32 protein-coding genes and 2 tRNA genes are annotated in these 26,537 nt (G+C 38.7%); 15 read left to right on the forward strand and 19 right to left on the reverse strand.

Annotated elements, in window-relative coordinates; all coding sequences use genetic code 11:
- The first annotated feature begins 14 nt into the window (after positions 1–14).
- Positions 15–506: a TerB family tellurite resistance protein gene (locus EHQ24_RS10480; RefSeq protein WP_425270092.1), complete on the forward strand. Its 492-nt coding sequence runs from the start codon at positions 15–17 to the stop codon at positions 504–506.
- 413 nt (positions 507–919) lie between these two features.
- On the opposite strand, the gene EHQ24_RS10485 is transcribed toward EHQ24_RS10480, so the two are convergent.
- Complete coding sequence (locus EHQ24_RS10485; protein ID WP_208725748.1) at positions 920–1,630, reverse strand: class I SAM-dependent methyltransferase; 711 nt, start codon at positions 1,628–1,630, stop codon at positions 920–922.
- 23 nt (positions 1,631–1,653) lie between these two features.
- On the opposite strand from EHQ24_RS10485, the gene EHQ24_RS10490 reads away from it, so the two are divergent.
- The 3 genes from EHQ24_RS10490 to EHQ24_RS10500 are packed head-to-tail and all read left to right on the forward strand — an operon-like array spanning position 1,654 to position 4,064.
- On the forward strand, positions 1,654–2,127 hold the full coding sequence (locus tag EHQ24_RS10490; protein ID WP_135601590.1) for a TIGR04452 family lipoprotein: 474 nt from the start codon (positions 1,654–1,656) through the stop codon (positions 2,125–2,127).
- Positions 2,128–2,139: 12 nt separating this feature from the next.
- Positions 2,140–3,387, forward strand: coding sequence for a serine hydrolase domain-containing protein (locus EHQ24_RS10495; protein ID WP_135601591.1), 1,248 nt, complete (start codon positions 2,140–2,142; stop codon positions 3,385–3,387).
- 2 nt (positions 3,388–3,389) lie between these two features.
- Complete coding sequence (locus EHQ24_RS10500) at positions 3,390–4,064, forward strand: START domain-containing protein (RefSeq protein ID WP_135601592.1); 675 nt, start codon at positions 3,390–3,392, stop codon at positions 4,062–4,064.
- Between the two features lie 79 nt (positions 4,065–4,143).
- Here EHQ24_RS10500 and EHQ24_RS10505 read toward each other — a convergent pair whose 3' ends face one another.
- The 3 genes from EHQ24_RS10505 to EHQ24_RS10515 all read right to left on the reverse strand — a co-directional run bounded on the left by EHQ24_RS10505 (position 4,144) and on the right by EHQ24_RS10515 (position 8,098).
- A complete protein-coding gene (locus tag EHQ24_RS10505) occupies positions 4,144–4,800 on the reverse strand; it encodes a hypothetical protein (protein WP_135601593.1) in 657 nt (218 codons plus the stop codon).
- 16 nt (positions 4,801–4,816) lie between these two features.
- Positions 4,817–5,599 carry a hypothetical protein gene (locus EHQ24_RS10510; protein ID WP_135601594.1) on the reverse strand — a complete coding sequence of 261 codons (783 nt, stop codon included), beginning with the start codon at positions 5,597–5,599 and terminating at the stop codon, positions 4,817–4,819.
- An 822-nt stretch (positions 5,600–6,421) separates the two neighbouring features.
- Positions 6,422–8,098, reverse strand: a complete 1,677-nt coding sequence (locus tag EHQ24_RS10515; protein ID WP_135601595.1) for an acyl-CoA dehydrogenase family protein — start codon at positions 8,096–8,098, stop codon at positions 6,422–6,424.
- 132 nt (positions 8,099–8,230) lie between these two features.
- On the opposite strand from EHQ24_RS10515, the gene EHQ24_RS10520 reads away from it, so the two are divergent.
- Complete coding sequence (locus tag EHQ24_RS10520) at positions 8,231–8,707, forward strand: crossover junction endodeoxyribonuclease RuvC (protein WP_135601596.1); 477 nt, start codon at positions 8,231–8,233, stop codon at positions 8,705–8,707.
- On the opposite strand, the gene EHQ24_RS10525 is transcribed toward EHQ24_RS10520, so the two are convergent.
- Positions 8,699–9,448 (reverse strand): SDR family oxidoreductase, encoded by a 750-nt coding sequence (locus tag EHQ24_RS10525; protein ID WP_135601597.1) that lies wholly within the window; start codon positions 9,446–9,448, stop codon positions 8,699–8,701. The two genes, EHQ24_RS10520 and EHQ24_RS10525, sit on opposite strands and share 9 nt — an antisense overlap.
- Positions 9,449–9,587: 139 nt before the next feature.
- Here EHQ24_RS10525 and EHQ24_RS10530 point away from each other — a divergent pair, with 139 nt between their 5' ends.
- Entirely contained in the window at positions 9,588–10,178 is a 591-nt protein-coding gene (locus EHQ24_RS10530; protein ID WP_135601598.1) for a TetR/AcrR family transcriptional regulator, read from the forward strand.
- Positions 10,179–10,249: 71 nt separating this feature from the next.
- Here the strand turns inward: EHQ24_RS10530 and EHQ24_RS10535 are convergent, their stop codons facing one another.
- The 3 genes from EHQ24_RS10535 to EHQ24_RS10545 all read right to left on the reverse strand — a co-directional run bounded on the left by EHQ24_RS10535 (position 10,250) and on the right by EHQ24_RS10545 (position 12,828).
- Positions 10,250–10,780, reverse strand: a complete 531-nt coding sequence (locus tag EHQ24_RS10535) for a DUF1697 domain-containing protein (protein ID WP_135601599.1) — start codon at positions 10,778–10,780, stop codon at positions 10,250–10,252.
- Positions 10,781–10,797: 17 nt separating this feature from the next.
- Entirely contained in the window at positions 10,798–11,652 is an 855-nt protein-coding gene (locus EHQ24_RS10540) for a DMT family transporter (RefSeq protein WP_135601600.1), read from the reverse strand.
- Positions 11,653–11,787: 135 nt separating this feature from the next.
- The gene (locus EHQ24_RS10545) at positions 11,788–12,828 is read right to left on the reverse strand and encodes an arylesterase (RefSeq protein WP_135601601.1); all 1,041 of its coding nucleotides are present in this window, start codon (positions 12,826–12,828) and stop codon (positions 11,788–11,790) included.
- 98 nt (positions 12,829–12,926) lie between these two features.
- Between EHQ24_RS10545 and EHQ24_RS10550 the strand changes: the two genes are divergently transcribed.
- Positions 12,927–13,217, forward strand: a complete 291-nt coding sequence (locus EHQ24_RS10550) for an LIMLP_16025 family protein (RefSeq protein WP_100789028.1) — start codon at positions 12,927–12,929, stop codon at positions 13,215–13,217.
- An 85-nt stretch (positions 13,218–13,302) separates the two neighbouring features.
- On the opposite strand, the gene EHQ24_RS10555 is transcribed toward EHQ24_RS10550, so the two are convergent.
- A tRNA-Pro gene (locus EHQ24_RS10555) sits at positions 13,303–13,374 on the reverse strand.
- A gap of 63 nt (positions 13,375–13,437) precedes the next feature.
- Entirely contained in the window at positions 13,438–13,926 is a 489-nt protein-coding gene (gene sixA / locus EHQ24_RS10560; RefSeq protein WP_135601602.1) for a phosphohistidine phosphatase SixA, read from the reverse strand.
- 72 nt (positions 13,927–13,998) lie between these two features.
- Here sixA and EHQ24_RS10565 point away from each other — a divergent pair, with 72 nt between their 5' ends.
- Genes EHQ24_RS10565 through EHQ24_RS10580 form a run of 4 tightly spaced genes read left to right on the forward strand, consistent with a single transcriptional unit; the run spans position 13,999 to position 16,554 of the window.
- Positions 13,999–14,517: an RNA pyrophosphohydrolase gene (locus tag EHQ24_RS10565; RefSeq protein WP_135601603.1), complete on the forward strand. Its 519-nt coding sequence runs from the start codon at positions 13,999–14,001 to the stop codon at positions 14,515–14,517.
- Positions 14,518–14,538: 21 nt separating this feature from the next.
- Entirely contained in the window at positions 14,539–14,826 is a 288-nt protein-coding gene (locus EHQ24_RS10570) for an acylphosphatase (RefSeq protein WP_135579934.1), read from the forward strand.
- A 1-nt stretch (position 14,827) separates the two neighbouring features.
- Entirely contained in the window at positions 14,828–15,844 is a 1,017-nt protein-coding gene (locus EHQ24_RS10575) for an aldo/keto reductase (protein ID WP_135601604.1), read from the forward strand.
- A 14-nt stretch (positions 15,845–15,858) separates the two neighbouring features.
- A complete protein-coding gene (locus EHQ24_RS10580) occupies positions 15,859–16,554 on the forward strand; it encodes a hypothetical protein (RefSeq protein ID WP_135601605.1) in 696 nt (231 codons plus the stop codon).
- Between the two features lies 1 nt (position 16,555).
- On the opposite strand, the gene EHQ24_RS10585 is transcribed toward EHQ24_RS10580, so the two are convergent.
- The 5 genes from EHQ24_RS10585 to EHQ24_RS10605 are packed head-to-tail and all read right to left on the reverse strand — an operon-like array spanning position 16,556 to position 20,853.
- Entirely contained in the window at positions 16,556–17,269 is a 714-nt protein-coding gene (locus EHQ24_RS10585) for a histidine phosphatase family protein (protein ID WP_135601606.1), read from the reverse strand.
- Positions 17,270–17,701 carry a hypothetical protein gene (locus EHQ24_RS10590; RefSeq protein ID WP_135601607.1) on the reverse strand — a complete coding sequence of 144 codons (432 nt, stop codon included), beginning with the start codon at positions 17,699–17,701 and terminating at the stop codon, positions 17,270–17,272.
- The gene (locus EHQ24_RS10595) at positions 17,691–18,722 is read right to left on the reverse strand and encodes a phosphotransferase family protein (RefSeq protein ID WP_135601608.1); all 1,032 of its coding nucleotides are present in this window, start codon (positions 18,720–18,722) and stop codon (positions 17,691–17,693) included. The genes EHQ24_RS10590 and EHQ24_RS10595 overlap by 11 nt, the downstream gene beginning before the upstream one ends.
- Before the next feature lie 6 nt (positions 18,723–18,728).
- Complete coding sequence (locus EHQ24_RS10600) at positions 18,729–19,904, reverse strand: acyl-CoA dehydrogenase family protein (RefSeq protein ID WP_135601609.1); 1,176 nt, start codon at positions 19,902–19,904, stop codon at positions 18,729–18,731.
- Positions 19,905–19,950: 46 nt separating this feature from the next.
- On the reverse strand, positions 19,951–20,853 hold the full coding sequence (locus EHQ24_RS10605; protein WP_135601610.1) for a LysM peptidoglycan-binding domain-containing M23 family metallopeptidase: 903 nt from the start codon (positions 20,851–20,853) through the stop codon (positions 19,951–19,953).
- Positions 20,854–20,931: 78 nt separating this feature from the next.
- Between EHQ24_RS10605 and EHQ24_RS10610 the strand changes: the two genes are divergently transcribed.
- Both EHQ24_RS10610 and EHQ24_RS10615 read left to right on the forward strand, forming a co-directional pair.
- Positions 20,932–21,831: a CPBP family intramembrane glutamic endopeptidase gene (locus tag EHQ24_RS10610; protein WP_135601611.1), complete on the forward strand. Its 900-nt coding sequence runs from the start codon at positions 20,932–20,934 to the stop codon at positions 21,829–21,831.
- Positions 21,828–22,589, forward strand: coding sequence for a hypothetical protein (locus tag EHQ24_RS10615; protein WP_135601612.1), 762 nt, complete (start codon positions 21,828–21,830; stop codon positions 22,587–22,589). Before EHQ24_RS10610 ends, EHQ24_RS10615 begins: the two co-directional genes overlap by 4 nt.
- 36 nt (positions 22,590–22,625) lie before the next feature.
- Here EHQ24_RS10615 and EHQ24_RS10620 read toward each other — a convergent pair whose 3' ends face one another.
- Positions 22,626–22,961: a hypothetical protein gene (locus tag EHQ24_RS10620; RefSeq protein WP_135601613.1), complete on the reverse strand. Its 336-nt coding sequence runs from the start codon at positions 22,959–22,961 to the stop codon at positions 22,626–22,628.
- A 21-nt stretch (positions 22,962–22,982) separates the two neighbouring features.
- Here EHQ24_RS10620 and EHQ24_RS10625 point away from each other — a divergent pair, with 21 nt between their 5' ends.
- Positions 22,983–23,411, forward strand: a complete 429-nt coding sequence (locus EHQ24_RS10625; RefSeq protein WP_135601614.1) for a DUF423 domain-containing protein — start codon at positions 22,983–22,985, stop codon at positions 23,409–23,411.
- On the opposite strand, the gene EHQ24_RS10630 is transcribed toward EHQ24_RS10625, so the two are convergent.
- Both EHQ24_RS10630 and EHQ24_RS10635 read right to left on the reverse strand, forming a co-directional pair.
- Positions 23,387–23,713 (reverse strand): hypothetical protein, encoded by a 327-nt coding sequence (locus EHQ24_RS10630; protein ID WP_135601615.1) that lies wholly within the window; start codon positions 23,711–23,713, stop codon positions 23,387–23,389. The two genes, EHQ24_RS10625 and EHQ24_RS10630, sit on opposite strands and share 25 nt — an antisense overlap.
- Before the next feature lie 31 nt (positions 23,714–23,744).
- Positions 23,745–25,247 (reverse strand): carboxypeptidase M32, encoded by a 1,503-nt coding sequence (locus EHQ24_RS10635; protein WP_135601616.1) that lies wholly within the window; start codon positions 25,245–25,247, stop codon positions 23,745–23,747.
- A gap of 83 nt (positions 25,248–25,330) precedes the next feature.
- On the opposite strand from EHQ24_RS10635, the gene EHQ24_RS10640 reads away from it, so the two are divergent.
- Positions 25,331–25,401 (forward strand) — tRNA-Gly (locus EHQ24_RS10640).
- A 386-nt stretch (positions 25,402–25,787) separates the two neighbouring features.
- Here the strand turns inward: EHQ24_RS10640 and EHQ24_RS10645 are convergent.
- Positions 25,788–26,396 (reverse strand): beta-class carbonic anhydrase, encoded by a 609-nt coding sequence (locus tag EHQ24_RS10645; RefSeq protein WP_135601617.1) that lies wholly within the window; start codon positions 26,394–26,396, stop codon positions 25,788–25,790.
- Positions 26,397–26,537: the final 141 nt, after the last annotated feature.

Genomic DNA, 26,537 nt, shown 5'->3' on the forward strand with positions numbered 1-26,537 from the left:
AATTCCTGATTGTTATGGCAAAGAAAATCGTTCAAAATTTGAAACAAGTCAAGGGAAACAAAAAGAAACATCCGGAATCCATCAAATCGACTCTGGACATCGAAAGTGACCTTCATATTGAATATGCCAAAGTGCTTTTAAGTTTATGGTCCTACGCTTGTCATGCAGACGGACAGTTCAAAAAGAAAGAAGGGGAAATTGTAGGCGAACTTGTGAACGTACTGTTTGAACCCGATTGCCTCCTCAGTGGATTCCAAGCGCAAAAAAAACAAGTTTTAGAAATCCTTTCCAAAACCTTCGAAAATCCACTCCCGATGAAAACCATTACCAAAGTGGTTTCGGATAACGATGAATATGCATTGAATTTTTTTGAAGACGCCGTCTGTATTGTTGCCTCCGATGGTTCTCTAAACCAGGAAGAAATACGTTTTTTGGAAGATCTATCGGTCGAATTAAAAATCAGCCATATGGACAAAGTCAGAGTCGAAAAAAAATACCTTGTGTAATCGATTCTGCATCCTCCTATATTTTCACTTTGTTTTCTTATCTTTAGAGGCAAGGCCAGGGATGGGAGATTCTTATCGATCTTCATCTTACACCGCTAACACTGGCCCTTCTCTCGATCTTTACTTTGCTACACGGACACACCAATACAAAGTTCATGTTCAATTCGATGGATCGGATCTTGTCACCTTGTAGAATGGGACATGGAGTCTACGCCAAAAACCATTGTTCGCGAAGTTCGTTGTAGTGCTGCTTCTGAAAAAAAACTAAACCCCATCTTTTGGTTTTTCAGAAACAAGTTGTCAAAATTGTGGTGCCTCATTTCCAGAATTGGATGTTACTCATTGTATTTTTTGTAACAAAGAGATCCCAGTGAATGATTGGTTACTCGAAAAAATTGTTTCTGTTTAAAAACTCAAAGTTTTGGCTTAGAATAACAAATCCAATGACGATCTGTGATTGGTTCCAAATTTAATTTTTGATCCAACCTCACGATCTCTAACATTTCTCTTACTTCTTCCAGTCGATACGCCGCAAGCAAACTATTATAAAAATCTGTCTTTAACACTTCCGGCTCATTGTTCGCATAACGTTCTACTAGTTGATTGGTTTGATTCAGAGAATCAGGTCGTATCAAATCAGAGATGAATATAAAACTATCGTTATGAATAGATCTTTGAATCGCACCCCAAAACTCAAAAGGATCTAACAAATGATGTAATAAAGAATTTGAAAATACCAAATCATAAGTTGATTCGGGAACAAAGTCCTGAACGAGTTCTTTTTTAAAATTAATTTTATTGTATCTTTTTTTTGACACAAGTGTGTCAATACGCTTCTTACAAAGATCCAACATGAATTCGGAACCATCTAGAAACGTAAAATTTGCATTCGGAAATTGTGAATACAATCTCGAAGACATATCACCTGGGCCACATCCTAAATCCAAAATGGATTCAGGTAAAAACCTTTGGGGAAGTCTGTCTTGAAATTTACGAATGAGAAACGAATGAGCCGTTTCAAAGTCAGCCTTATCGTAAGATTCTACTTGAGTAGGGTCTTCCATAAGTTCTGGCTCGGGAATCCGAACCATGTGGTGAAAGAAAAAGTTTACAGATCGTTTCATTCTCTATTAAGGATAAAAATCTCATGAAACAAATTTTTCTATCCATTCTTTTCTTTGTCTTTTTGACAAATTGTGTGGTGACAGAAGGAATTGGAATTCCTACTTACGGCGCGATCAAAGGTTCAGAAGCAAAAAAACGAATTTCCGATGCCGTTTTTGAGGCTGAATCCACTGCTTCTGGGTATTGGTTGGCCCAAACGGGAATGAAAGGAGGACAGGGACCAATTTCTCCACTGTTACTCATCAACGGATTTTTGACAAAGGCCGTTTATTCCTATCTCGCGGATATCCAGGATGGCCAGTCTTATATGGAATCTTCCGTTTTACAATGTGAATCAGATATTCGTACTAAAGGTGCTTTAGTCCTGGGTAGTGTTTATGATAGTTTAACAACTGTTGGGGGAGTGGTACGGGATGCATTATTACTCCCAGAATTTGCTTCCTGTGATTTAGAAAAAACAGGGAAAATTATCACAATCGAACCGGTTCGTTTTTAAGTGAGGAGTTTTATGAAATTCAAATTTTATTTAATATTAGTATCTCTTTTATCATTTAGCTTTTTCGCAAATTGCCAAAAATCAGTTTCTACAGATAAAGGTGCACAATCCTTACTTTTCGCAGGGATTGCCGGTTCTTGTTTTAGTATTGATACTTGTTTTGATCAATATGCGAAAACTACAGATGAAGGCGCCAGTTTTCAAGTTTATGATAGCACAGGTAACAGAATTTATGCGAGGCAATCTATATTAGATTATAGCAGCTACCGTCCGATTGCTTCTGGCTCTAAATGGGTGACTGCCATTACTGCTATGCGTGCCATTGATTGTAATTCCAATAGTGGGACTTATGCAAACTGTGGAACAGTAACAACAGGTACTTGTGCCACTGGAGGGACATTATCTTTAAGCCGAACCACGGGTGAAATTCTTGGATGGACAGGCACCAAAGGAACCATCACACTCCGCCAATTATTATCCTTTACCTCGGGTTTGAATGCGGGAGGGGGAAATGGATCTGGACAAGTCGCTTGTATTTCTACCCTACCCGTTGGAGCCACAGGGACACAAAAAGATACTTGTGTGAACGAAATTCGCGACCAATCCACAGGAACACCAGGTGCTTTATTCCAATACAATTCCAATCATATGGCAGTCGCACAACGTATGTTAGAGGTATCATGTGGAAAAACTTGGACTACCATTTTCACCCAACTCATTCTCACTCCTCTGGGATGGGATGCAAACCAAGCGGTTTGGAGCGGAAACATTCGCTCTAGTGATCTAACTGATGGAAGTTTATCTGGTGCTTATGGGCTTTCCATTTCTCCAGAACACTATGCGAGAATGCTAAATGCACTTCTCACAAACGGAACGGCAAAAAATGCATCAGGAGGAAATATCGCCAATTTTTTATCCACTACCTCGGTGACAGAAATTTTAGCTGACCAATACCAAGGAGCAAAGATTGGATACTCCCAGTTTTCGGCGTTCGGATACAAATGGCAGTACGGTCTCGGCAACTGGAGGTTTTGTACCGCAACGGATGTCCCAGCCGAATGTGACAAAGACCTCATTTCTCATAGCATTGGAATCAACGGATTCTATCCATGGGTAGATAAAAATCGAAGTTATATGGCCATCTTAGCAGTCAATAATATTGGAAGAAAAAATGGATTGAATTTGTTACCAGCTTCCTCAACCTCATTATTCTTTGCAGAAACGGTGCGACCACTCATACATACTCAAATAGGAAAGTAACCATGACAAAAAAACAAATCCTCACACTCACTTTGGTAGGAATTTCTATCCTATCCAATGTATCCAATCTTGTTGCTCAGTCACCAGAATGGTCCGAGTCTAAAAAGAAAAAGGGAATCCAAGTATTCACTCGTCCTTTTGCCGGTTCTAACTTAGATGAATTTTTAGGACGAACGGAAGTGGATGCTTCTATTTCCCAAGTCATCACTTTGTTGACCGACCCAAGTTCTTGTAAAAATCTTTATCACCAATGTAAAGAACTCACCGTTCTATCGGGTTCAGAAAAAAAGTCCGTGGTTTATCTTCGTAATGGTGCACCTTGGCCAGTGAATGATCGAGATTTGATTATGGATCGAAGTTTTGAACAAAACGAAAAAACTTTAGCAACCGTGATGAAAATCAAACGGCTTGATTCCAATGCAAAAGCAGTTCCTTCTGGAGTCACTCGTATGGAAAACTTTGAAGGTGTTTGGCGAATCATTCCGCAAGCCAATGGAAAACTAAAAATTGAGTACCAAGCTCACTTTGAACCAGGTGGATCCGTTCCCCAATCGGTGATCAATTTAGTTTTAACAGACACACCTTATGAATCACTATTGAATTTAAAAACTTTAGTGGAAGAGGGAAAACATAAGGATGCTAAATTTGATTGGATTAAAGAACCTATCAAAAACTAGTATAAACTGCCGATTTATTTAGATATCCCGAATCGAAATTTTGGCTTCTCAGTAAACTTTTGTTAGTTTCTCTTTGAAGTCAAAACGCAGTCCTAAATCCATAACTGACAAAATTCGATCCACAATTGGGATCCGGCGGGCAATACAGACCAAAAATTCCTGATCTGTGATGGACTCGTAAAAATATTTCAGTTTTTCTTTCGAAAGGTAAATAAGAGCTAAATTCCACCATCATATAGTTAAGTAAGGATCTGGATTCAATGGCATCCTTTTGTAAACCATCCAGATAATATCCTTTGGCTTTATTTTCTAATTTTGGATTTTCGGAGGCAAGAGACAACCCTTCACCTAACGATAAACTGAATGGAGAACCATACATCCTGTCAATTTTTACGATATAAAATCCATTTACTTCCCAATGATTCATCTCACCGAAATGTTTGGTAACATTACCTTCCCACAAAAAATCAAACCAACGAATCCTATAATCAAAAGGCCTTGAGATTCCTATACTACCAATATAAGAGTCTTTATAGTCAGTTTTTTGACGAAACACAATGGGGATCAAATCGGTAGTGGTAAAAATCCCTCCATACATCACTAAATTCCAGTTTTCTTTTGGAATAGAAACCGAGTTTAGATCTTTTAGAGGTAGAGTAGTAAACAAGAAAACGAAAGATCCAATCACAACGAATTTACGAAAGTAATGGAATATGATCTTTTTTATCTGAATCAAATGAATTGTCCCTTAGTTATGGTTGGAACCAATCTTGGTTTCTCTGTTCCCATTCTTTCAATTGCAAATGAATGTTGTCATAATTTTGAAGGAATAATCTTTTTAAGAAAGTTTCATATTCTTTACAGTTGTCTGATTGCGACTGGTTTAATGACTCTCTTAGTTTACTTGGTTTTTCTTGCGTACAATATCTCTGTAAAATAGAAGGGTAACGGTTAGAATTGAACGCAGGGGAAAGGATACTCGACACAGTCCCAATATAAAATGGCATGGGGGCCCAAATAGATTCATGAGTAGATAAAAATGAAATTCGATGCAAATTGGTTTCACCTGATGTCCAAACTAGTTCCGCTTCGGTTTCCATCGTTCCATAATATAACATTGTCAATGCGAGAAGACTGGCTCCAATACTATAAAATGGTTTTTGACTTTCTTTTCGGATGACAATGGTAAGGTTTTCTATATTGGTCAACTCAAATCCACGTTCCCATCTTGGCAGTTCGTTAGGATTGATTGGTTTTTCTTGTTTTGGTTTGGGGGCATGGTCTGGATTTGGTTCTGCGAGAGGAACTGTTGTTAAATCAACTACATTTGCATTTTCATCTAAAAGGATGGCCGGTGGTACTGGAAAAATTTCATTAAATACTTTGGCTAAAATTGGATCCGTAGTTGTCCATCGAATAGAAATCATTTTATTTTTGGAAATTTTAGCTTCCGAACTCAACTCAGGCATCGGTGTTTTGCAAGAAAGATTTAAAGCCAAACAAATAAGAAAAGGAGAAATTAATTTTAGATTCATATTTACTTAAATTTTAATCTTCCAATTGGTAATACTGTGAACTCTCATGAAACTAACGTTGTAAGCATCGGTAAAACAAAATTACAATTAACATAGATAAGATTTTATTACTCATATTAGACATTAAAATTGAAATTTGATACAAATTTATACTTTTATATTCTATCCAAATTTTAATAAATTGCCAGTTTTACATATCGGGCCATCCAAGGTTCAAAAACATCTTCCTTAAGTAAAGTCAGATTCTAAATTGTTTTTCTGGAAAGTTAGATTTAATGTAGACTAGTTCCAAAGAAACAGAATTCTTTCGTAAAACAAGAGTCATTTGCTCTAAATTATAAATGTGATTTTAGTCATCATGTTTAACAAATTAACTGAAATTTTTTAAAATGGATAGATAAACAGATGAGAAAAACAAGGTACTGTGTTCTTTTCTTAGCCTTATTATTATCAAGTTGTGGTTCTGAAATTGCTAAGGTGAATAAAAATTGTGACAAAGAAAAGAAAAAGTCTTATGAATGTTTACTTACCACTGTTCTTGCATGCGAAAAAAGTCCAGATGCCGAACGTTATCGAAAATTAGGCGTTAATATTTGTACGAACATTGATGGCTATGTATACATGATCCAGTATTTTTGTGACGTACCTGAAGAATGCAAATCTACAAGCAAATGAGAATAGTTCAAGATAAAATGAAAATGCCTATCATCCATCATATCCCTGTCTTTAGGCATAAAAAAAGCCCGATTTCTCGGGCTTTTTCCTTTGTTTTGCCGATGGATATTACACCCATTCGACAAAGAACTCAACTTTGGTTTCTAATTAAGAAGCTAATGCTTGGTCAAGTAAGTCTTTCGCAACTACACGAAGTGCCATTACTTCTTCCGCACCTTCAAAGATAGAGAATACACGAGCATCAACAAAATATCTTGATACAGGATATTCTTCCGCATAACCCATACCACCATGAATCTGCATTGCTTCTCGAGTGACCCACTCAGCAATTTTGGATGCATACAACTTAACAAGTGTTGCTTCCATTTGACCTTTGTGTTCATCGAGTAGTGTTGCTACATAGTTTGTGTATTGGCGAGTTGCTTGGACAATCATTGCCATCTTCGCAATTTTGAACTTTGTTAAAGTATAATCGTAAATTGGTTTTGCGAATACTTTACGTTCTTGGGAATAACGAAGAGCTGCTTCAAGAGCTGCTTGCATCACACCATTGGCACGAGCTGCTGTTTGGATACGTCCACCAGCAAATCCTTCCATTTGGAAATAGAAGCCTTTTCCTCGTCCAGCATCTCCACCAAGAAGGTTTTCTTTAGGAACAAAGTAATCTTCGAAAGATACTTCGTAAGAGTGCATTCCTCGGTAACCAATAGTTCCGATTGCTTTTCCTTGGATGGTTCCGCCACCGTCTTGTTTGTAACTGAATTCATGGCCATCAAAAGAAGGTTTTTCAGCCAGTAGGATGGAAAGACCTCTGTGTTTCAGACTTGGGTCAGATTCTGTACGGCAAAGGATAAGTAGGAGGTTCGCATAACCTGCAAATGTGCACCAAGTTTTTACACCGTTGATTACAAATCCACCGTCTACTTCTTTTGCTGTTACAGAAACTCCGGCAACGTCAGAACCGTAGTTAGGTTCTGTTACCATGATTCCAGCGAATTTTTCACCGGAAGCAAGTAGTGGTAACCATTTATTTTTTTGTTCTTCGGTTCCCCCTTTGAGGAGAGCCTTAGACATAATTTCTGGACGAGTGATGAGTGACCCTGCAGCACCGAGTGAACCACGAGAAAGTTCTTCCGTTACCACTAACATAGAAATGTTATCTGGACGGTCATCAGGTTGGATTCCACCAAACTGTTCTGGAATACAAAGTCCAAAACAACCCATGTCTTTTAAACCGTTGATGATTTCTTGTGGGATTAGGTCGTCATGTCTGTGGACATGTTCTGCATGTGGAACCACTACATTTTCAGCAAAATCTTTGAAAATTCCGCGAAAGTTTTCATGGTCTTCGGAAAGTCCGTACGCACCGAAGTGTCCAAGATCAACGATCTTGTCTACAATGGCTTCGTAGTTTTCCATTTTTGATGCAGCTTCAACGTAAGCATTGATCTCATCAGAAAAAAGTTTGGAGAATAGTTCTTGGTATGTGAGTTCATATTCAGCAGGGCGAGCTGCCAGTTCAGAACGAATGTTAGAAACAGTTTCGGCTACAAAAGTAAGAGCCATTTTCTGTTCCATTTCACCAGTTCCCTTGGACGCATCCCAAGCATAAACGATAAAGTTCTCAGCAACACGTTGTTGAGCCGTCATCCAAGCCAATTGATAAAACACATGTTGTGTTTTGTCCATTTTGCTTACGGATACTTTGCCGTTATCGGAATTTTTCTGAGCTAGTCGTTTGGTAACTTCATTAAGGAGGGCGGCTTGGGCACTAAGAGCCTTCTCCGCCTGGGATTTTTCGAGTTTCACTGCCGTTGCGGTCATGTGTTTAACGTTCCTGCGGTGGTTTTCTTCCACTATACGGAAAGAAAGTACCTTGTCATTTTCATTTTTAGACTAGGTTTTGGGTCGGGGAGGTTCAAACTGGACAAAAGTTGGGGTTAAGGAAAGAAATTATTGAAAATCATAGGCATTGATCCTGGATCCCACCGTGTAGGGTATGCGATTCTTTCGTTTCCTGAGAGCCTACGTCGTAATCCAGCGCTTTTAACTTACGGGACGATTGAAGTGGCTCCGAAGACTCCTTCTCCCGACAACCTCCTCCAAATTCGAAAGGAACTGATGGACATTCTTTCAGAATTCCAGCCAGAAATTGCGGCCGTAGAAGAACTGTTCTTTGTTCAGAACACGACGACCGGGATGAAAGTTTCCGAATCTCGCGGGGTCATTCTACTCTCCCTCGGAGAAAAACAAATACCGGTTGTTTCTTTAACCGCCACACAAATCAAAAAAGGAATCTCCGCCAAAGGGAATGCCACGAAAAAAGAAGTTAGAGCAGCAATCCAAATGATTTTAGGATTTAAAGATCTGAAAGGCCACGACGACTCATGGGACGCCATCGCTTGTGCCTTTGTGGGTCGATCTTTAGTTTGAAACACTCCTTGCTTGGTTCATAGACAAAAAGATTTCATTCTTTTGTTCCCGACTTGCATTAGCAGAGACGGTAGAAAATCCAGTGGTGATTTCTAAATTTCCATTTCGCAAGCCTTCCATAACACTATCAGCATATTCATCTAAGTTTAGTCCCGCCGTATGTGTGTTAGGGATTCCTAAATCTGTATCCACCATTGGCGGCGAAACCTCAATCACTTCAATCGGTTGGTTACGAAACTGAAATCGTAGTGTCAAAGTGAAGGAATGTAAGGCCGCTTTTGTCGCACTGTATATAGGCGCATAAGCCAAAGGAATATGTGACAATCCAGAGGTTGTATTCAAAATCGCTGCATTTTTCTTTGCAAACAAGTGTTTAGCGAATAACATAGAGAGATGGATTGGAGCTCCTAAATTTAAATCAATTTCCTTTCCTAAGTCTGCCCAAGGTTCTAGTTCATTTAGTTTTGGATACCTTTGTATGCCTGCATTATTGAATAACACATTGAGATCAGGAAAATCCTTTGTGGTTTGTTGAAACAACTTTTCCCTCTCTTCTGGGCGAGAGATATCAAAAAGATATGTTCCCCATTTAGGATAAGATTTCCTGATCTCTTCCATTTTCTTTGCGCTGGTTCCGCAGACTAGAACCTGATTGCCTAAATCGGAAAATCGTTTGGCGAGAGCAAGGCCGATCCCACTTGTTCCCCCAGTGATGAGGATTGTATTTCCATTCAATTGCATAAATTTGTACCGTTTCCTTGATTACATTTATGATATTTTGTAAGTTACAAAAAGTCAAGTCCGTAAGTTTTAAAACTAACATTTTTTTCATTTTGTAATTTGAGATTGACCACCCGGTTCCAAATCCGATCCTTTCCCTATGCCAAGAACCGGTCTCACAGCTACGGAAATCCAAGACAAAGCAGTGGAAATTGCCATAGGCGAAATGCGGGCTAAGGGTTTTGAAAAGGTTCGTTTGGTAGATGTGGCCAAAGAAATGGGGATTAGCCACGCGGCCCTCTACTCTCATTTTCAAGATAAAACAGCTCTTTTTGATGCTGTTTCCGAACGTTGGCTTGTGAAATTAGATGAAAAACAGGATTTGCTTGTAAAAGAAAAACGAGACCCCATCCAAAAGATCCTTACTTGGTTTCAAAACCTCCACCGAATGAAATTGGAAAAAGTGAAACTAGATCCAGAATTGTATAAAGCATTCGATATGGCCGCGGAAGAGTCCAAACCTTTCATCCAAACTCATTTATCCAATATGCACACCCAAATGTCGAAGTTGGTTACCGAAGCCATTAACCAAAAAAAAATCAAAAAACGTGATGTAAACCTTGTGGCAGAAATTTTGATCTCTGCAGGGACTGCTTTCACGCACCCGAAACTTGTGGCACAACATTCGGATGAAAATAGAGAACCGTTGTTAGTGGATACGATTGAAGCAGTATTGAAGGGACTCGGTTGAGATAGTGATCCATTTAGAAACGTAACTTTCCACTGATCACTAAAAAAGAAAATCAGTTCTGTTTTATTTTTTTACTCTTTTTCTCCTGCTAGAAACCTGGCGGTGTTTACATTTCGTATTGTCATCCCTTTATACAATTTATGACTAATTAGTTTTGTTAGTTGGCTTTTGCTCAAATTTTCTCTTTTGATATTCCAAATGATAGCACCTTTAATGTAACGAATCTCCAAAAATTCTTTTTTGAGAGGAAGTTCCTCAATGATTTTTTTGGAATCGGCTTCTGGAAATAAATACGCAACATCTGTCTTTTGAGTGGCGTCGTTTTGCCATCCTCGCGGGATCGCATTCGCAATTTTTTTCATTTCATTTTCTGTCTTCACAAGAGTGGGGATTTCGAAATCAAAAGTTATCTCAAAAGCCTTTTGTATTTTTAGAAGAACTGTTTTTTTATCATCTTCTGATTCAAAAATGATATTCCCTGAATTGATATAGGTAGAAACTTCTGTGTATCCCAAGGACTCTAAAAGCGTTCGAAGTTTTTTCATTTCGACCTTTCTGTTTCCTCCGACATTGATTCCTCTGAGTAGTGCGATGTATTTCATAGTGGTGTAGAGAAGAACTAAGATTTTAAAGTCGATTGAAATCTATCAAAGAATACAAGAGCAATACCGAATAGAATCAAAACAGATGAAACAATTATTCTTAATGTTAATGGCTCCGCTATAAGAATCACTCCACCTAAAGAGGCAATCACTGGAACAATTAACTGTATTACAGAAGCTTTGGTGGATTTTAAAAATGGCAACACAGAATACCAAACTGCGTATCCCACACCGGAGGCTAGGGCACCGGACAAAATGGCAAATATAAACCCATAACTGTTTATATTGATTTTTTCGAATGTAAAAATATTTAATATAATTGAAAAAGGGACAGCCTTGATAAAGTTTCCAGCAGTGGTAGCAGTTGGATTTTTGCTTCCACCACCGCGCAGCGAATATATACCCCATGCAAGACCTGCTATCATCATGAATACTGAACTAAACAATGAAGGAGATGAAATCCCAGGCAGTAACAAGTAAACCAGACCTCCGAATGCTAATATAATTCCGAAAAATTTTGTAAAATCTAACCTTTCGCCCTTCCAAATTCCGAAACCAATCATCGTAATTTGAACTGTACCAAATAACAAAAGTGCACCTGTCGCGGCAGTCAAACCTACATAAGCAAAAGAAAAACAAGCAGCATAAACAAATAATGCAAAAGCTGATTTCCAATTCCCTGATATTATAGTTTGTCTCTGAGTTATACAAACTAATAACCAAAGAGTAAAAGCTCCTGAAAATAATCTTATACTGGTAAAACTTGATGCATCAATTTCGGTTCCCTTGAGAGCCAATCGACAGAGAAGAGAATTTGCTGCAAAGGCAATCAATGAAAATGATGTAAGGAAAAATAAACGTAATTTAGACATTGAATCGGAACGTTTTACAAGTTTATAAATATTTTATCTTTTGCTGCTAAGTATCAACAACGAAGCCCCGTTAAACACAAATACGACAGCCTACCCAAGACCATCGTATCCAAAATCTAACTAAAAATCATTTCTTTACGGCCTTGGGCAAACCAAAAGGAAATCTTCAAACACTTGTGAAATCAAAAGTTTGTTTTTAAAAACAAGTCCCGTGCTACCTGCAGAAATTTCTGCCCCTTCATTGGCATACACTTCCGTAACTTCTTTTGTTTCTGGATTGATTTTGAAAACACGAGTGGGTGCTAAATTGGTTCGGTTCATTACGTGACGAATGAATTTATAAGTGGAATCATGGGCTGCAAGCCACAACATTCCATTTTCATCTTCTAAAATATTGTCAGGACCGGCACCGATGTTTATGGAATCCAAATACTTGAGATTTATCGTTCCTGCACTTCGATCCACTTGGTAGACCCGAATGGCTTTTTCTGAAAATACGGATCGATACAACAACTCATCATTTCCTTTTTTACGAATGTAAATTCCATTTCCTAACATCACGGGAACATTTAGCGCCTGGAATGTTTTTCCGTCATAATAAGATATATCGGCCCGACCACTTCGGATGATCATGTCCCAATACTTACGAAAGGTATTGCTGGTTCCATTATCGTTAGAAGTAAAAATTTCTCCGGCTTCGTTCATAAAAATATCATTGGGACTTGTAAGGGTGGGATCACTCAAAGTTTTTGTATGTGACCATTTACCTGATGCAGATCTTTCGAAAATTTCAATGGTATGTGGATTCTCATCGGCTAACGTATGCGAGATGGCAGCCAATGTATCGACACCTTTCACTTTCGCATAACTAATTCCATGTGGACGAAAGTTTTCAGGATAATTCGTTTCAATTTTTTTGGCTTCTAACTTTCCATTCGGATTTGCCAACGAAACCTCAAACAAAGCTCCAATGTCTTTTAGCCCATTGCGACGTTCATGGGACGAAACAATGACAGTGGAAGTATCACGGATGAGATCCAAATCTTCAGGGCCAGGAGTTCCTGAAATTCGTTCGCATCCAGAGATAGGTTTTTCTTGGATAGGGCTACTACAGTTCACAAACAGAAAAACTAGGGTCGAAAGGGAAAGAAGAGTCCATAGAGTTTTTACGCGCATCCGACCATTTTAGCCCAGGATTTCAGATTCCTCCAGAAAAATCTTTCTAGACATTATTGTGCACTGCAAAATAATGGAAACATAAGGAGTAACATCCGATGAGCAATGTGGAAAACAAGCTACAAGATATCGTAAATGCTGGGATTGGCGCCGTTAAAACTTCCAAAGAAGTCTGGGAGAAACTGGTAGTTGACCTAAACGAGAAAAAAAGCAAATTCGAAACCAACTTTCAAAAGTTAAAAGAACAAGGTGAAAGTGATACTAGTGATAATGCCTTAAAAGTAAAAATGGGTGTTGCTTGGGGAATCGTTCGTTTTGACGAAATCAAAGATAATGTTGTTAAGTATTTAGATAAAGTAAAAGAAGGAAACGAAAACAAACCTTCTTAAGTTTTTAGTTTTTTTGTATCTCACCATCCTGAATTTTCTTCCGGCAGGTTTGTTCGCAGGCCTGCTGGGTTTTTTAAACTGAACTTCGGAGTGACCGGATTTGAACCGGCGACCCCTTGCCCCCCAGACAAGTGCGCTACCGCTGCGCTACACCCCGTGTTCTGAAATCCAAAAACCTTACCAACTATGTTGGGTCAAGTCTTACTGATAAATTAAGAATTCAAAGTCCGAGATTGTCTGGTGAAATGGCCCAGATAATTTGACCATGTGCAAATTTTTCCCTGGCTACATTGATGGCGATGGTGGAACCAGGTTGAAAAATTAAATTTTCAGCAGCGCCTGAATTTCCCAAAAGTTTTGCGGCAAAATAAGTGATGTCTGGATTATGACCAACTAACAAAACTGTGTCGGAATTTGTAAAATTTACTAAACAGGAAATAATGTCAGTACAACCTTTTCCAGCAACTAGGTCGTCTGAGGCTAACATTTGGCAGCCGTATTTTAATTCTTCCGACAAGATTTCTGCTGTGTGTTTGGTTCTTCTATAAGGACTATAATATACCTGTTTAACTGATAAAGCAGAGTTTTTAATAAATCTTCCGATTTTATGAATATCACTGACACCTTTGTCGGTTAGATCTCGTTGCGAATCAGAAATGGTTGGACTTGCGTTTTCAGCCTCACCGTGACGAACCAAAATGATCTTCATAATACTTCCTAAGTCCAAGATTGGAACTTCGGACTAGCGGAGAAACAAAAAATTAAGGAATTTCTTGCGAAAATGGATGATGGAGACATTCTAAGGATTATGACAGACAAACCCTACCGCAAAAACGTAGGCATGGTGGTTTTTAATTCTTCTGGAAAAGTGATTGTAGGGGAACGAGTACAATTCCCAGGTTCATGGCAATTCCCACAAGGTGGGATAGATGAAGGTGAGGATTATTTAGAGGCCGCTAAACGAGAATTATATGAAGAAATTGGGGTCAAAAAAGCAACCTATGTAACGGAATATCCTGATTGGATTCCTTACGACTTTCCCAACTCCCTCGGTCTCAATTCCCATCTCCAAAAATTTCGTGGCCAATTACAAAGATGGATTTTGTTCTATTGGGATGGGACTTTGGAAGAATGTGATTTAGTCCACCACGAACAAGAATTTTTAACCATACAGTTTATGGAAATCGAAGATACCATCCAATCAGTTGTGGAATTCAAAAAAGAAGTGTATGCGAAGTTTGTTCCTCTTTTTAAATCTGCCATCCAAAATTACATTGCAGAGAATTCAAAATCCAAGTAAGTTCTAGAAAGGAGACTATCTTTGGGAAAATCAGAAGAAGCAAGAGCGAGAATATTAGTACGGGGATTTGTACAAGGGGTCGGATTTCGTTACTATATCCTCCAAAAAGCCCAAGAGATGAGACTCAAAGGTTATACTCAAAACTTACCCAATGGGGAAGTAGAAGCGGTTGTAGAAGGTGACAAACTTTTTATAGAAGATTTGTACAGAGCCATGCAACGTGGACCCACTAAAGCAAAAGTAAAGGATCATGTCATTGAATGGAGTGATCCCAAAAATCAATTCAGAACATTTTTGATCAAAAAATAACATGAAAAAACGAAGACTTGGAAAAACAGGAATGGTGGTATCCGAAATTTGTATGGGTACCATGACATTTGGCTCCTCGTGTAACGAAGATGAGGCGTTCCGTATTTTAGATCGTGCTTACGATGCCGGAATCGATTTTTATGATACTGCGGAGATTTATCCTGTTCCTCCTCAAAAATCTTGGGTTCACAGAACGGAAGAAATTTTTGGTAAGTGGCTCAAAACAAAACCTCGTGATGGAATCATTCTCGCAACAAAGGTGGCGGGTCCTGGCCACGGTTGGTTTAGTCCCCCACTCCGCGAAGGAAAAACTGCATTAGACAAATACCATATCCGCCGTGCGATTGAAGGTTCCTTACAGAGATTAGGTGTAGAGACCATTGATTTGTATCAAACCCATTGGCCAGACCATGACATGCCCTATGATGAAACAATGGAAGCACTGACTGAGCTGAAAGAAGAAGGAAAAATTCGTTATGCCGGTTGTTCGAATGAAACTTCTTTTGGGCTAATGAAAAGCCTTTGGACTTCAGACAAATACAATCTGATTCGGTATGATTCCATTCAGAATAATTTTTCAATTCTGAATCGTCGTTTCGAAGATGAGTTAGCGCAAGTTTGTCGAAAAGAAGGTGTATCTTTATTACCTTACTCACCACTTGCTGGTGGAGTCCTCACAGGAAAATACAACGGATCTGTTCCTCCAGAAGGTTCTAGATTTGTTCGTTATATGGCCGAGGGCGAGAGACAAAAACGAATGGCCAGCCGATTCCTAAATGAAAACACTTTGGCGTCGACTGCAGAACTAATGAAAATTGCGGAAAAATATGGAATGAGTTCTACCGTTCTTTCTGTTGCTTGGAGCAAACAACATGACTATGTTGCGTCCACTATCATCGGGGCCAATACGGTAGCTCAACTTGAAGAATCTTTAAAAGCAACAGATGTCGTTTTGTCTGAGGAAATTCTATCGGAAATCAATCTTGTTTCTAAGAAGATCCAATACCCAATGGGTTAAGGTAATAAAAATCAATGAGTTCTAATTCTTACGATGATCATTTAGATAAAAAAGCTGATACCGGTGGAGAATCAAATCCATCGGAGAAAAAAATTTCAAAGTTTGAAAAGATCACTTCGGGAATCTTTCGAAAACTTTTGATTTTATTTCTAATTACCTATTTATTTCCAGAATGTTCCAGTTTTGGTCCTAAAAATGCACAGAGCAGTCTTATCATTGTCCACATGACAATTGTTAAAGACGAGATGATTTTAGATGAATTGATAGATCCAAGGTTTCAAAAGGTAACCCTAAAAAAAGGGGAGAAAACTTTTGAATACAATGAAAGTTCGGAACACTACTATTACTTTCAAAATTTAAAAGAAGGGCAATATGAAATTCATGATGCCGTACATCTTTTGAATCGTGGTGCATCCGACTTTGCTTTCGGTAGTACCAAACAACCTACAAAAATTGATATCGATTTTGATAGAAAGGACATTGAAAAATCTCGAGTGGATCTACAACCGGGAACCGTTGTGTTTCTTGGAAGTTTTCATGTCACTGTTGATTTTAAATTCCAAGAAGAACCAAAAATTACAGTTCGCCAAAGTAAAACTAACGAAGAAGAACTGGCAGCTATGGAACATTTGTATAAAAATTTTCCACGAACCGGTTGGGGACAAAAAGCAAAAAATAGAATGAAACTGCTTTCTTCTTTTGCTCAATAGTTTATACTAAGGTAACCAAATCAGGATTTTGTAAATGAGGTGTGTTGTTCCAACTTACAGGTTCCCAATGATCTTTTTCTCTTCTAAAAATACTGAGGGAAGAATTGGTAATCGATTTCATAAAGACCGGGAACTCAACCGGTTGCATTTTACAAGATAGACCCATCATAATCGCAATGGGTGTACTCGAAGAAACAACAAGTGTACTTTTTACATCTTTTGGAATTTCCTTTGGTCCAAAAGAAACTTTTTCCACGTATTCTTGAAAAGTATAGGGTTCTACAGGATCCCAAACTCCATGAACCCAATCATTCAAAACAATTTGGATGAGTTCCTGGAAATAATCTCTCGTTTCCTCTTTTCCTTCTTCCCAGGCTTTTTTATAAGATTCATATAATTTGGCAAAGTTATCATTCGCATGACGAATCTTAGCTGCAAGACCGAGCCACATTTTGGAATCAAATTCGTCCCAGGCTGAATTTACCCCTGGTTCCGGAATACAAAACTGATCCTTTGAAAAACTTTCGATGATTCCTTGTGCGGTTTGTTTTTGACGATTGAGTGTTCCCGTATATACGGAATCAAATTCGATTCTTTGGTTTTTGAAATATTCGCCGAGTAACCTGGCTTGTTTCCAACCATGTTCTGTGAGTTGGTCGTAGTTTTTTCCCAGACGATCTGCCTGTCCGTGGCGCACCAGATACAATAGAGACATTTATGTTTGAAACCTCGGGTTGGAAACGCTCAGTGTTTCTTTTAATTGGTTTTTTGCAAAATTCCAAACCATACTTCCCGGCTTTATATCGAAACCTGGATTGTTCTGAGATTGGTTTCGAATTTCTTTGGCAAATTCTTGATTCCAATCTAACAGGAGCTTGTATTTTTCTTTGCGACTTAAACTTGAGAATTTGATTTTATCAAAGTCGCCTTCTAATTTAGAAATTTTTAAATTTAGTTCTAAAATACGATTCCAATCCCCTTCGAATTCAGAAGATTCGGTTTCTCTGGCAATCACTCCCAACATATTCCAAGAAACTAATGTTTTGTATGATAACAAATCATCTCCTTCCAACTTAGGAAGCAGGTCTTTCATTAAAAAGTCTTGAATGGCGGAAATGAGTTCCTTTGTTTCTGGTCTATATTGCATTGTTAATTTCCTCGATGAGTCGCATCGCTTCCCATTCCATCTCTGCCGTTCTGCGACCAATGGCTGCAAGTTCAATGCCTTTGTCTTTGCCGGAAAGATGTCTTTCTGTTTGTTGGGCACTTCCAATGGCCCAACGAACATTGCCCATAATTTCCCAAAAAGTTACTTTGAAAGGATCGACTGGAATACCGGAAGTTTTTTGGTAAGCTGCATAAAAATCTTTGCGATCACCAAAACCACCGACTTCTTTGTTTAGGCGACCAAACCTCCAATCACGCATACACAACCAAGCAATATCTTCATGACGATCACCAAAGTGAGCAAATTCATAATCTAATATTCCTTGGAGTCCTTCGGCATTCATCATAAAATTTCCCGTACGAAAATCTCCATGAACCAAAACAATTTCATCAATTGAAGGAGCATTGGATTCCAACCAATGTAAACATAATTCAATGGCCGGATGTGCTTCCGGAAGTTCGTCTAACGATTGTCTTAGATCAGAAATAGCAATGGATGCATAATTGTCTTTTGTAACAATTTTTAGTTTTTGTTTTAGTTCTTCATCGGAAACAGATGCAGGTTTGACTGTATGGAGTTTGGCTAAGTTTTCTGCCAGATCAGTTACCATCTTTGTTTTACGATAGGAATCTAGTTCTTTATCTTTGGTAATGTAACGGCCAGTGGCTTTGCCTCCAATTTTTTCCATAAGAAAAAAAGGGGAACCAATGACCTCGGGAGTTTCTTCCAGAAATACAGGAGTGGGAGTTTTGACACCGGCTTTGTAGACAAGTTCTGCTACTTTGAATTCATCTCGTTTGGACAAAGAAGAAAGTAAACTGGCACCTTTGTCAGTTCTTAGAACTAACGATTGTTTACCGGATTTGGAAACCAAGTCCAATGAATAATTATCTTGGCAAGCCCCTCCACTGAGGTGATGGATTTGCGAGACTTTAACTTCATCTTTCCAAACCGTCGATAAGTGGAGTTCTACTTTTTCCTGTAGTTCTTTGATCTCCATGGATTTCTAAAAGTCCCACTTCTCAGAAACGTAATTTCTACCAATCACCATTTTGTGAACTTCCGAGGGGCCGTCTGCAATCCTTGCCGCCCTTGCATCCCTGTAAAACAATTCTAACGGAAGATCTCTGGAATAACCTTTACCCCCACAAATTTGAATTGCCATATCAATCGTGTTACAGAGAGATTCGCTGACTTTCCATTTTGCCATAGAAGTTTCTTGGCGAGCATCCTTTCCGGTTTTTAACAACCAAGCCGCTTTTAATGTGAGAAGGAAAGCCATTTCAATTTCTGTGGCACGTTCCGCAAACATCCATTGGATTCCTTGGTGGTCGGCAATTCTTGAACTAAAGACTTGTCTTTCTTTCGCATAACTTCGTGCAATCGAAAGAGCCCTTCTGGCCATTCCCGTCCAACGCATACAATGAGTCAAACGAGCAGGACCAAGCCTCTCTTGGGATAATCGGAAACCCTCTCCAATACGGCCAAGGATCATATCTTCGGGAACTTCTACGTTTTCAAAATTAAGTTCGCAGTGTCCACCCGGCCCATGGGAACCCATCAGTTCAATTTCCCGAACCATAGTGTATCCTTTCGCATCGGTTGGGACAAGGAACATTGTGGTTTTGCGGAAACTTCCATTCACCTTTGCCATCACAATCAAATACTTAGACCCATTGGCTCCTGTGCAGTACCATTTGCGACCATTGAGGATGTATTTATCCCCTTGTTTTTCAGCATTGGTTTGTAAGGTGGTGGGATCGGAGCCGGCACCAGGCGCCGGTTCTGTCATAGCAAAACCAGTTCGTAATTCACCTTTGATGAGTGGATGGAGGATGAGTTTTTTTTGTTTTTCCGTGGCGGCCAAAGAAAGCAAATGCATATTCCCTTCATCGGGAGCATCACAATTAAATATATAAGGAGCTATCGGTGAACGACCCAGTTCACTAAAAATAATACAAGTGCCTATTAAATCTAAACCCAATCCACCTTCTGATTTAGGAAGATGAGGTGTCCAAAAACCTGCGGCCTTTACTTTAGCGCGCGCTTGTTGGTTGATGTCTTCTGGCATTCGACCTTTTTCATAGTCATAATGTTTTTCCAGAGGAATGATTTCATTTGTGATGAAGTTTTGGATGTTTTTGCGAAGTGTTTCCACTTCTTGGGAAATTTCAAAGTCCATTGATTCCCAGAATTACAAGAATCAATGAGTAACGTAAAATCTTTTTTTAGTGAGATCGAAAAATAGGTCTTTCACGTTTTGAATTTCTTCTAATTTCAAAATGCAAATGTGAACCGGTCGCTCTACCTGTTTGTCCTACTTCCCCAATTTTTTGTCCCTTTTTTACTTTCTGACCAACGTTTATACTAAAATCAAAAAGATGTCCATAACGAGTTTCATAACCCAAACTATGTTTTAAGATGATTAAATTTCCATAACCACCTTGTTTGCCTTTGAAAACAACTTCACCATCCATAGAGGCAAATACATCTGATCCTTGTTCGGCGGCCAAATCGATCCCACCATGAAATGTTTCTTTTTTTGTAAATGGATCTAGTCGTTTTCCAAAACCTGAAGAGATACGTGCTTCCGTAAGTGGAAACTGAAATCCAAATCCATAAAAAAAAGATTTTTCAGATTTCCCCATTGAAATCCCGGGTAAAAACCATTTTCCTCTTTCTGGATCAAATTGTAATTTGTTGGAATCAACATCATATTTTTCGGCTAACTTTAATTTGGTTTTTTCATCACTGTTTCCTTCTTCAGGATGAAAGGTTCCGCGCATATTGGGAATTTCTAAAACCATACCAGGTGATAAATCATGAGGAGAACTTAATTCATTCACAGAGGAAAGTGTTTCCAAATCCATTCCTGTGCGTGCCATGATTTTGAAAAAATTATCTTCTTTTTTTACCTTGTATTGATAGTATTTCAAAGGGATGAGTTCTTCTCGTTTCACACCAGATTTGGAAATCCTTAAGTTTTCTTTGATTTCCGAACGAAGATTTTTTAAGGAAGGGTTGGAATATTCCAAATTTGCGAGAGTGATGGGATTTGCGGCAAGAGAGGAAAAAACACAGAGTGTGCTTAGAAACAGGGCCCATTTTGGAAAATCTACGGTTTTAGACATAATCTTCTATTTTGAATATCGGCCATTTTCGAAAAAAACGATGACGATTCTTGCGGAAATTGAGGAACTGTAAGGCAGATGCAGAATCGTTTTTTTGAGATCTTTCGGCTTACAGCCTATTCTTTAGGTCTCGTATATGTTTGTTCCTTCTTCTATTCCGTTATTTTTTTAGCCTTCGTCAACAATTCGGTGCTTGGTGATCGAATCCCCGAAGACCAACTTCTCCCCCTCTATGAAGAGTATTGGGAAGGTAAAATGGACTTCTCCACGATGCTTACCGAATACGAAAAAATTGTGACACCAATCAAGGAACAATTTCAAAAAGAAATTACTGAAAATCCGAGTTTATTACTCTCACAATTTTACGATAAGGTATTTTCTGAAAAACCCCATTACCTACTCGGGCATTCCATTCCATGGTTTTTATGTTATGTGGGATTAGGTTATTTGCTTTATAAAAAAGTATTACAAATTCCTGTCACAAACCTACAAGATGAACTATCCGTACCTATTTTACTTCGCGGGATTGCCAACGGGTTTTTATGTTTTATTGTAGTGGTCTTATTTGGACTAGCATTGGAGAGGCTTTCTGTTCCAGTAGAGTCAGGAGTTTTTGCTAAAAAACTATATGAAGCCATTCATGGAAATGCATACCTACTTGCATGGGGAATTTATGTTGTAGGAATCATCACAGGAATTTTGGAAGAAATTTTCTTTAGAGGCTTTTTATTAAAGGCCTTTATCGATAAGGGTCTTGCTCAAGAAGGTTTGTTCATCGTTTCTCTCCTTTTTGGATGGTTGCATTACGGCGAAGGAACATCCATTGCCATTCCATTTATTATTTGTGGTGTGGGTATGTTTTTTGGATATATTTATATCAAAACAGGAAATATCTGGATCGCTATGGCTTGTCATGCCACATATAACTCGTTAGGTTTAATCAACGCTTACCTTCAACTTCCTGGAGTCCAGTCATGAATTTCATTTTAAAAGGATTCAAATCCTTTATTGTTTATTTTAGTTTTCTCCTATTGTTTTCAACTGCTGGTTTTAGTTCTCTTTTTGCAGGGGAAACAGTAGAAGTTTTGGGTGGCCCAGAAGATGTTAATCTTCGTTTGGTGGCACTTTTAAACAAATTAGATCCTGATTTTTATGCACATGAAAAAACACAAGGGTTTGTTTACAGATATAGAAATCGTTGGAAAAACCCTTATGATTTTGATATTTATGTAGGAAAGGTTGGAAAAACTTCTCCAGATTCTATCATTCGAATTGAATCTCCTAGACGTGGTCAAGAAAGAATGTGGAAAGAGATCATAGAACAAGAATTACTCCAAAAACCTCCGCATGAATCTGCCGTTCCATTGTCCGAAAAATATCATGCCATCTCGCAAGGTTTGAATTTGATCACACCAATGGCTTCTGTTGGTTATAACTCTTGGAACTCTCCCCTCTTTTCGAATCGAGATACATTTGTGAGTATGGGTATTTATCTTTTATGTGATTTGATTTTGGCAGGTGGAGCCTATATGTATGCCCAAGACAAATTGCCTAAAAAAAATATTTGGGACAATATGCTAAATACAAAAGGCCCGGGAAATGTTTGGGAATCACCAAATGCAGTGGGTGTCTTTGCTGCCCTTGCAGTCTCAAGGGCCGTTCGAGCTTTTGATGCCTGGGAAGATACAGCAGCACATAACAAAACTGCGCAATTTGGTTGGTCGTTTAAATTTTAATGATTCTAATTTACTAACCGTTTCTAAAATTCTGATTTATGATTTGAAGAGATCCCTTGCGGCGTCGGCAGCACTGGATCTTTCAAAATCTTCTCTCTCAATTAAAGTTAATTCCAATCCTTCTTTGTCGATTCGACTTAGAATCTTTCCAATATCTGCCACCTTACTTAGTTTAGTTGCTAAATATTTAAAAGTGACTCCGCAATCAGGGCATTTTTTATCTTTTAGATAATTGAGTCCTAATTTTTTACAATTTCCGCAAGTTCCGTAGAGATCATCGATATAGAGTAATTGTTTTTTTACATCTTCCACATTGAGTTGTCGCCAAACTCTAACAAATTTAGTATTCTTTCCGGATGTATCTGAAGTCATAGGCAATAGGAAGTATCGTTTATGAATCTTGTCAAGAAGCAATCCTCCGCGGTTTTAATCTTAGTCATTTGCCTTTTCGGTTTTTTAGCTGTTGCCATCGGTGCCTTCGGTGCACACGGACTTAAAAAAATAATAGCTCCAGAGCTTATGGTGATTTTTGAAACGGGAAATCGTTACCATTTTTATCATACACTGGCTGCACTCATTTCATTTTTATTGTTACAAGAATCACTCCAATCGGATTCACCAAATAAAAGTAAAACATTCTTAAGAGTAGCAACTTGGGCATTTCTATTAGGAATTCTGATTTTTTCTTTTAGTTTGTATGCCTTAGCAATCACAGGGATTCGAATTTTAGGAGCCATCACTCCTATTGGAGGAGTGAGTTTTTTAGTAGGTTGGATTTGTTTAGGATTAGGATCTTTTTATCTCTTTGTTCCAAAGAAATAGTGACCTTGTTTACTAATTAAATTTCTAGAAATTAAGCCGTCTGCGATGAGTAACAAACCTTCTGCGGCGGCTTTTTTGGCTTCTTCCGGACTATCTTTTTGAAGGGCCATGAGTTCGTGTACATACTTTCTTTTTTGTATATCCAAAACTCCAAGCATGGAACCTGCAATTTTTTCATCCATTTGCATGAATGCCAAGGCAAGTGTTTGTGGAGGAGTTTCGATACATAAATAATACAAAGCTAGGTTATCAAAATATGATAGTTGGCTTAGTTTTTCTAATACTTGTTCTGATCCTGACATAAAATTCCTTTGAATACTTTATAATTTATGACTATGTTACTTCTTTGATTTTTCCGTTCAAATAGGAAATCAAATATTTTGAATCGGCCGATTCACCAGTAGTTTGGTTCATTAAGGTATCTACATCGTAGATTTTTCCTTTTGAATGAATGTTTTTACGAAGCCAACCCAGTAGGTCTGAAAAATCACCTTTCGTAGAAAATTTGTTATGCGAATCGGGAAATTCATCTGTAAATTTTTTAAAAAATTGTGAACTGAAAATATTGCCCAAGGTATAGGTTGGAAAATATCCAAAAGCTCCCATGGACCAGTGAATGTCTTGTAAAACACCTTCTGCATCATTATCAATGGTAAGTCCAAAACTTTCTTTCATCTTCGTATTCCAAATTTCCGGTAAGTCCTTTACCTGAATTTTTCCATTGATGAGGTCCCTTTCGATTTCAAATCGTAAGATAATATGAAGGTTGTAAGTAACCTGGTCAGCTTCCACTCTTACCTTAGTTTTTTCAGTACTGTTGATGTATTGATATAATTCTTTGAAAGGAAGTTCCTTGTCTGTCAGTCCAAAATCAGATAACAAAATAGGATAAACAAATTCCCAAAATGGTAAGGAACGGCCCACCTGATTTTCCCACAATCGACTTTGAGATTCATGGATTCCTAAACTTAAAAATTCTGTAATGGGTGTGGGCCAATTTGACATAGCTGACAATCCAGATTCATAAAGAGAATGGCCTGTTTCATGTAACACACCAAAGATGGAAGAAAGTGGATCTGTTTCTGAATATCTAGTTGTGATTCGTTTATCACCCTTTCCCAGACTTGTTGAAAATGGATGGTTACTTGTATCCAATCTCGATTCTTTTGTTGTAAGCCCGAGGAGTGATGGCAAACGATTACAAAATTTAGTTTGTTTGTCTATGGAGATTGGCCCGGGAAATGGATTTTTGAATTTGGGTGCCGTGGCGACAATGGGAACCAAAGACTTCTTTAAATCTGAAAACAAAGATTGTATTTGGTTTGCTTTGGCACCTTTTTCATAACTATCGAGCAGTGCATCATAAGGTTCTGTCGTATAACCAAAGTAATCTGCTTGTTTTTTAGATAATTGCACAAGTTCTTCTAATCGTTTTGCAAAGGCTTGGAAATTTTTTGCTTTTTTTGCCTCTGCCCATTCCGCATGTGCGAGGTTGGTTACTTTTGCAAATTCGGATACAAACTCTGAAGGTAATTTGTCAGCCTTCTCCTTTTCTTCCATCAGAACTTCCAACTCTCGATTCCAAAGTGATCGTTCTGATTCAGGAAGTTCGCCTATCGATTCTTTTGCGGATTGGATTTGTTTTAAAAAAGATGGGTCGGTCATCCAATCGTGGGTGAGTTCTGCCACAGCGGCAATTTGGGCCGATCGGTATTCACGACCCTCTTCCGGCATCATCACTTCGGAATCCCAATGGAGAACAGATGCTACATCTTGGAATAATTTGATTTTACGATATTGTTTTCGGTAATTTTCGAGTGCTTGGGGCAGAGCCATAGTCTCATTTTCTCCCTCCCACACTTTCTGGAACCAAAAATCATTGACCCCTTACCCACAACCAAAACTATGTATTTACTGTCGCGGGTGTGGTGTAACGGTAGCACAGCAGCCTTCCAAGCTTCTGGCGAGGGTTCGAGCCCCTTCGCCCGCAAAAGACAGACTCTTTTTTTTCAAAATCCAATCATCATATAAGAATCAATCCGAAGGGATCGAACAGTGACGCGAGCTGGTTTGTGAGTGACCCATAGGGAACGAACAAATCAGAAAGAAAGCCACGATGGCTTTCGCCGAGCGGCGCCGTGACTCGGAGCGTTGTGAGGACACGATGGCCGAACAGCGGAGAGGGCGAGCCCCTTCGCCCGCGCGTACAGGATGGGATATGAGTATCCCCGCCCGATTCGAGGGTGGGGAACTAGACCCGCCACCCATTGACTCCCTTCTATCACAATCCTCTTATTTCTAAAATCCCAATCCCAAAACCATTGAATTTATTTTGGGAAAGTTCATATTATTGCTTTTTCCTGCTCGGCTTTGGTCTTAAGAAGCCCTTCCGATCTTGGTTGCTTCTTTGACTTCTACCAGTTTACCCGTTTTAACATCATAATAGTATCCATAGACAGGGATGTCTTTGGGAATCAAAGGATGGTTACGGATTCTTTTGACATCATCGATGACACTTTGTTCCAAATGATCAAAAGTTAGAAATGGAATGTACTTCGCTTCGTCCGAGCCACCTGATTCTTCTACGTTTCGCCAACCATTGGAATCAATCGTTGCCGTTTTTAAACTTTTGGAAAGGAGGTTACGAATGATTGGATCTGTGAATAATTCCATACCGCAGTCGGAGTGGTGGATCACAAAAAATTCTTTGGTGCCTAATAATTTATAAGAAATGACTAAGGAACGAATGGCATCATCACTTGCGCGACCACCGGCATTACGAATCACATGGGCATCACCTTCCGCGAGGCCTGCGTATTTGGCCGGATCCAGTCTAGCATCCATACAAGTGAGGATGGTAAAACTTCTCGCAGGAGGTAGGGCAAGTTCGCCTTTTTTCCCAAATTCCGATGCATATTTTTCATTAGCATCGATGACTTCTTTATGGACTTTGCTTGTTTCTTGTTGGATGAGTGTGTTTGACATAGTAGAAGTAAAATCCAATATAACAGATAGAACAAGGAAAGAATTTTCTCGAGATAGATTTCCTATCTGAATTTGCACATTGAATTTAGCAAATGACCAAAAGATTGGATATGGGTGGAAAAGACTGGGATGTATGCCAAG

Origin of the sequence: Leptospira noumeaensis, from assembly GCF_004770765.1 — a bacterium.
Classification (GTDB): Bacteria; Spirochaetota; Leptospiria; order Leptospirales; family Leptospiraceae; genus Leptospira_A; species Leptospira_A noumeaensis.

What these genes read in the sequence shown, in the direction of transcription:
- EHQ24_RS10480 (WP_425270092.1), top strand. Translation starts at nt 15, where the DNA reads ATGGCAAAGAAAATCGTTCAAAATTTGAAACAAGTCAAGGGAAACAAA.
- EHQ24_RS10485 (WP_208725748.1), bottom strand. Translation starts at nt 1,630, where the DNA reads ATGAAACGATCTGTAAACTTTTTCTTTCACCACATGGTTCGGATTCCC.
- EHQ24_RS10490 (WP_135601590.1), top strand. Translation starts at nt 1,654, where the DNA reads ATGAAACAAATTTTTCTATCCATTCTTTTCTTTGTCTTTTTGACAAAT.
- EHQ24_RS10495 (WP_135601591.1), top strand. Translation starts at nt 2,140, where the DNA reads ATGAAATTCAAATTTTATTTAATATTAGTATCTCTTTTATCATTTAGC.
- EHQ24_RS10500 (WP_135601592.1), top strand. Translation starts at nt 3,390, where the DNA reads ATGACAAAAAAACAAATCCTCACACTCACTTTGGTAGGAATTTCTATC.
- EHQ24_RS10510 (WP_135601594.1), bottom strand. Translation starts at nt 5,599, where the DNA reads ATGAATCTAAAATTAATTTCTCCTTTTCTTATTTGTTTGGCTTTAAAT.
- EHQ24_RS10515 (WP_135601595.1), bottom strand. Translation starts at nt 8,098, where the DNA reads ATGACCGCAACGGCAGTGAAACTCGAAAAATCCCAGGCGGAGAAGGCT.
- EHQ24_RS10525 (WP_135601597.1), bottom strand. Translation starts at nt 9,448, where the DNA reads ATGCAATTGAATGGAAATACAATCCTCATCACTGGGGGAACAAGTGGG.
- EHQ24_RS10530 (WP_135601598.1), top strand. Translation starts at nt 9,588, where the DNA reads ATGCCAAGAACCGGTCTCACAGCTACGGAAATCCAAGACAAAGCAGTG.
- EHQ24_RS10535 (WP_135601599.1), bottom strand. Translation starts at nt 10,780, where the DNA reads ATGAAATACATCGCACTACTCAGAGGAATCAATGTCGGAGGAAACAGA.
- EHQ24_RS10540 (WP_135601600.1), bottom strand. Translation starts at nt 11,652, where the DNA reads ATGTCTAAATTACGTTTATTTTTCCTTACATCATTTTCATTGATTGCC.
- EHQ24_RS10545 (WP_135601601.1), bottom strand. Translation starts at nt 12,828, where the DNA reads ATGCGCGTAAAAACTCTATGGACTCTTCTTTCCCTTTCGACCCTAGTT.
- EHQ24_RS10550 (WP_100789028.1), top strand. Translation starts at nt 12,927, where the DNA reads ATGAGCAATGTGGAAAACAAGCTACAAGATATCGTAAATGCTGGGATT.
- sixA (WP_135601602.1), bottom strand. Translation starts at nt 13,926, where the DNA reads ATGAAGATCATTTTGGTTCGTCACGGTGAGGCTGAAAACGCAAGTCCA.
- EHQ24_RS10565 (WP_135601603.1), top strand. Translation starts at nt 13,999, where the DNA reads ATGGATGATGGAGACATTCTAAGGATTATGACAGACAAACCCTACCGC.
- EHQ24_RS10575 (WP_135601604.1), top strand. Translation starts at nt 14,828, where the DNA reads ATGAAAAAACGAAGACTTGGAAAAACAGGAATGGTGGTATCCGAAATT.
- EHQ24_RS10580 (WP_135601605.1), top strand. Translation starts at nt 15,859, where the DNA reads ATGAGTTCTAATTCTTACGATGATCATTTAGATAAAAAAGCTGATACC.
- EHQ24_RS10585 (WP_135601606.1), bottom strand. Translation starts at nt 17,269, where the DNA reads ATGTCTCTATTGTATCTGGTGCGCCACGGACAGGCAGATCGTCTGGGA.
- EHQ24_RS10590 (WP_135601607.1), bottom strand. Translation starts at nt 17,701, where the DNA reads ATGCAATATAGACCAGAAACAAAGGAACTCATTTCCGCCATTCAAGAC.
- EHQ24_RS10595 (WP_135601608.1), bottom strand. Translation starts at nt 18,722, where the DNA reads ATGGAGATCAAAGAACTACAGGAAAAAGTAGAACTCCACTTATCGACG.
- EHQ24_RS10600 (WP_135601609.1), bottom strand. Translation starts at nt 19,904, where the DNA reads ATGGACTTTGAAATTTCCCAAGAAGTGGAAACACTTCGCAAAAACATC.
- EHQ24_RS10605 (WP_135601610.1), bottom strand. Translation starts at nt 20,853, where the DNA reads ATGTCTAAAACCGTAGATTTTCCAAAATGGGCCCTGTTTCTAAGCACA.
- EHQ24_RS10610 (WP_135601611.1), top strand. Translation starts at nt 20,932, where the DNA reads ATGCAGAATCGTTTTTTTGAGATCTTTCGGCTTACAGCCTATTCTTTA.
- EHQ24_RS10615 (WP_135601612.1), top strand. Translation starts at nt 21,828, where the DNA reads ATGAATTTCATTTTAAAAGGATTCAAATCCTTTATTGTTTATTTTAGT.
- EHQ24_RS10620 (WP_135601613.1), bottom strand. Translation starts at nt 22,961, where the DNA reads ATGACTTCAGATACATCCGGAAAGAATACTAAATTTGTTAGAGTTTGG.
- EHQ24_RS10625 (WP_135601614.1), top strand. Translation starts at nt 22,983, where the DNA reads ATGAATCTTGTCAAGAAGCAATCCTCCGCGGTTTTAATCTTAGTCATT.
- EHQ24_RS10630 (WP_135601615.1), bottom strand. Translation starts at nt 23,713, where the DNA reads ATGTCAGGATCAGAACAAGTATTAGAAAAACTAAGCCAACTATCATAT.
- EHQ24_RS10635 (WP_135601616.1), bottom strand. Translation starts at nt 25,247, where the DNA reads ATGGCTCTGCCCCAAGCACTCGAAAATTACCGAAAACAATATCGTAAA.
- EHQ24_RS10645 (WP_135601617.1), bottom strand. Translation starts at nt 26,396, where the DNA reads ATGTCAAACACACTCATCCAACAAGAAACAAGCAAAGTCCATAAAGAA.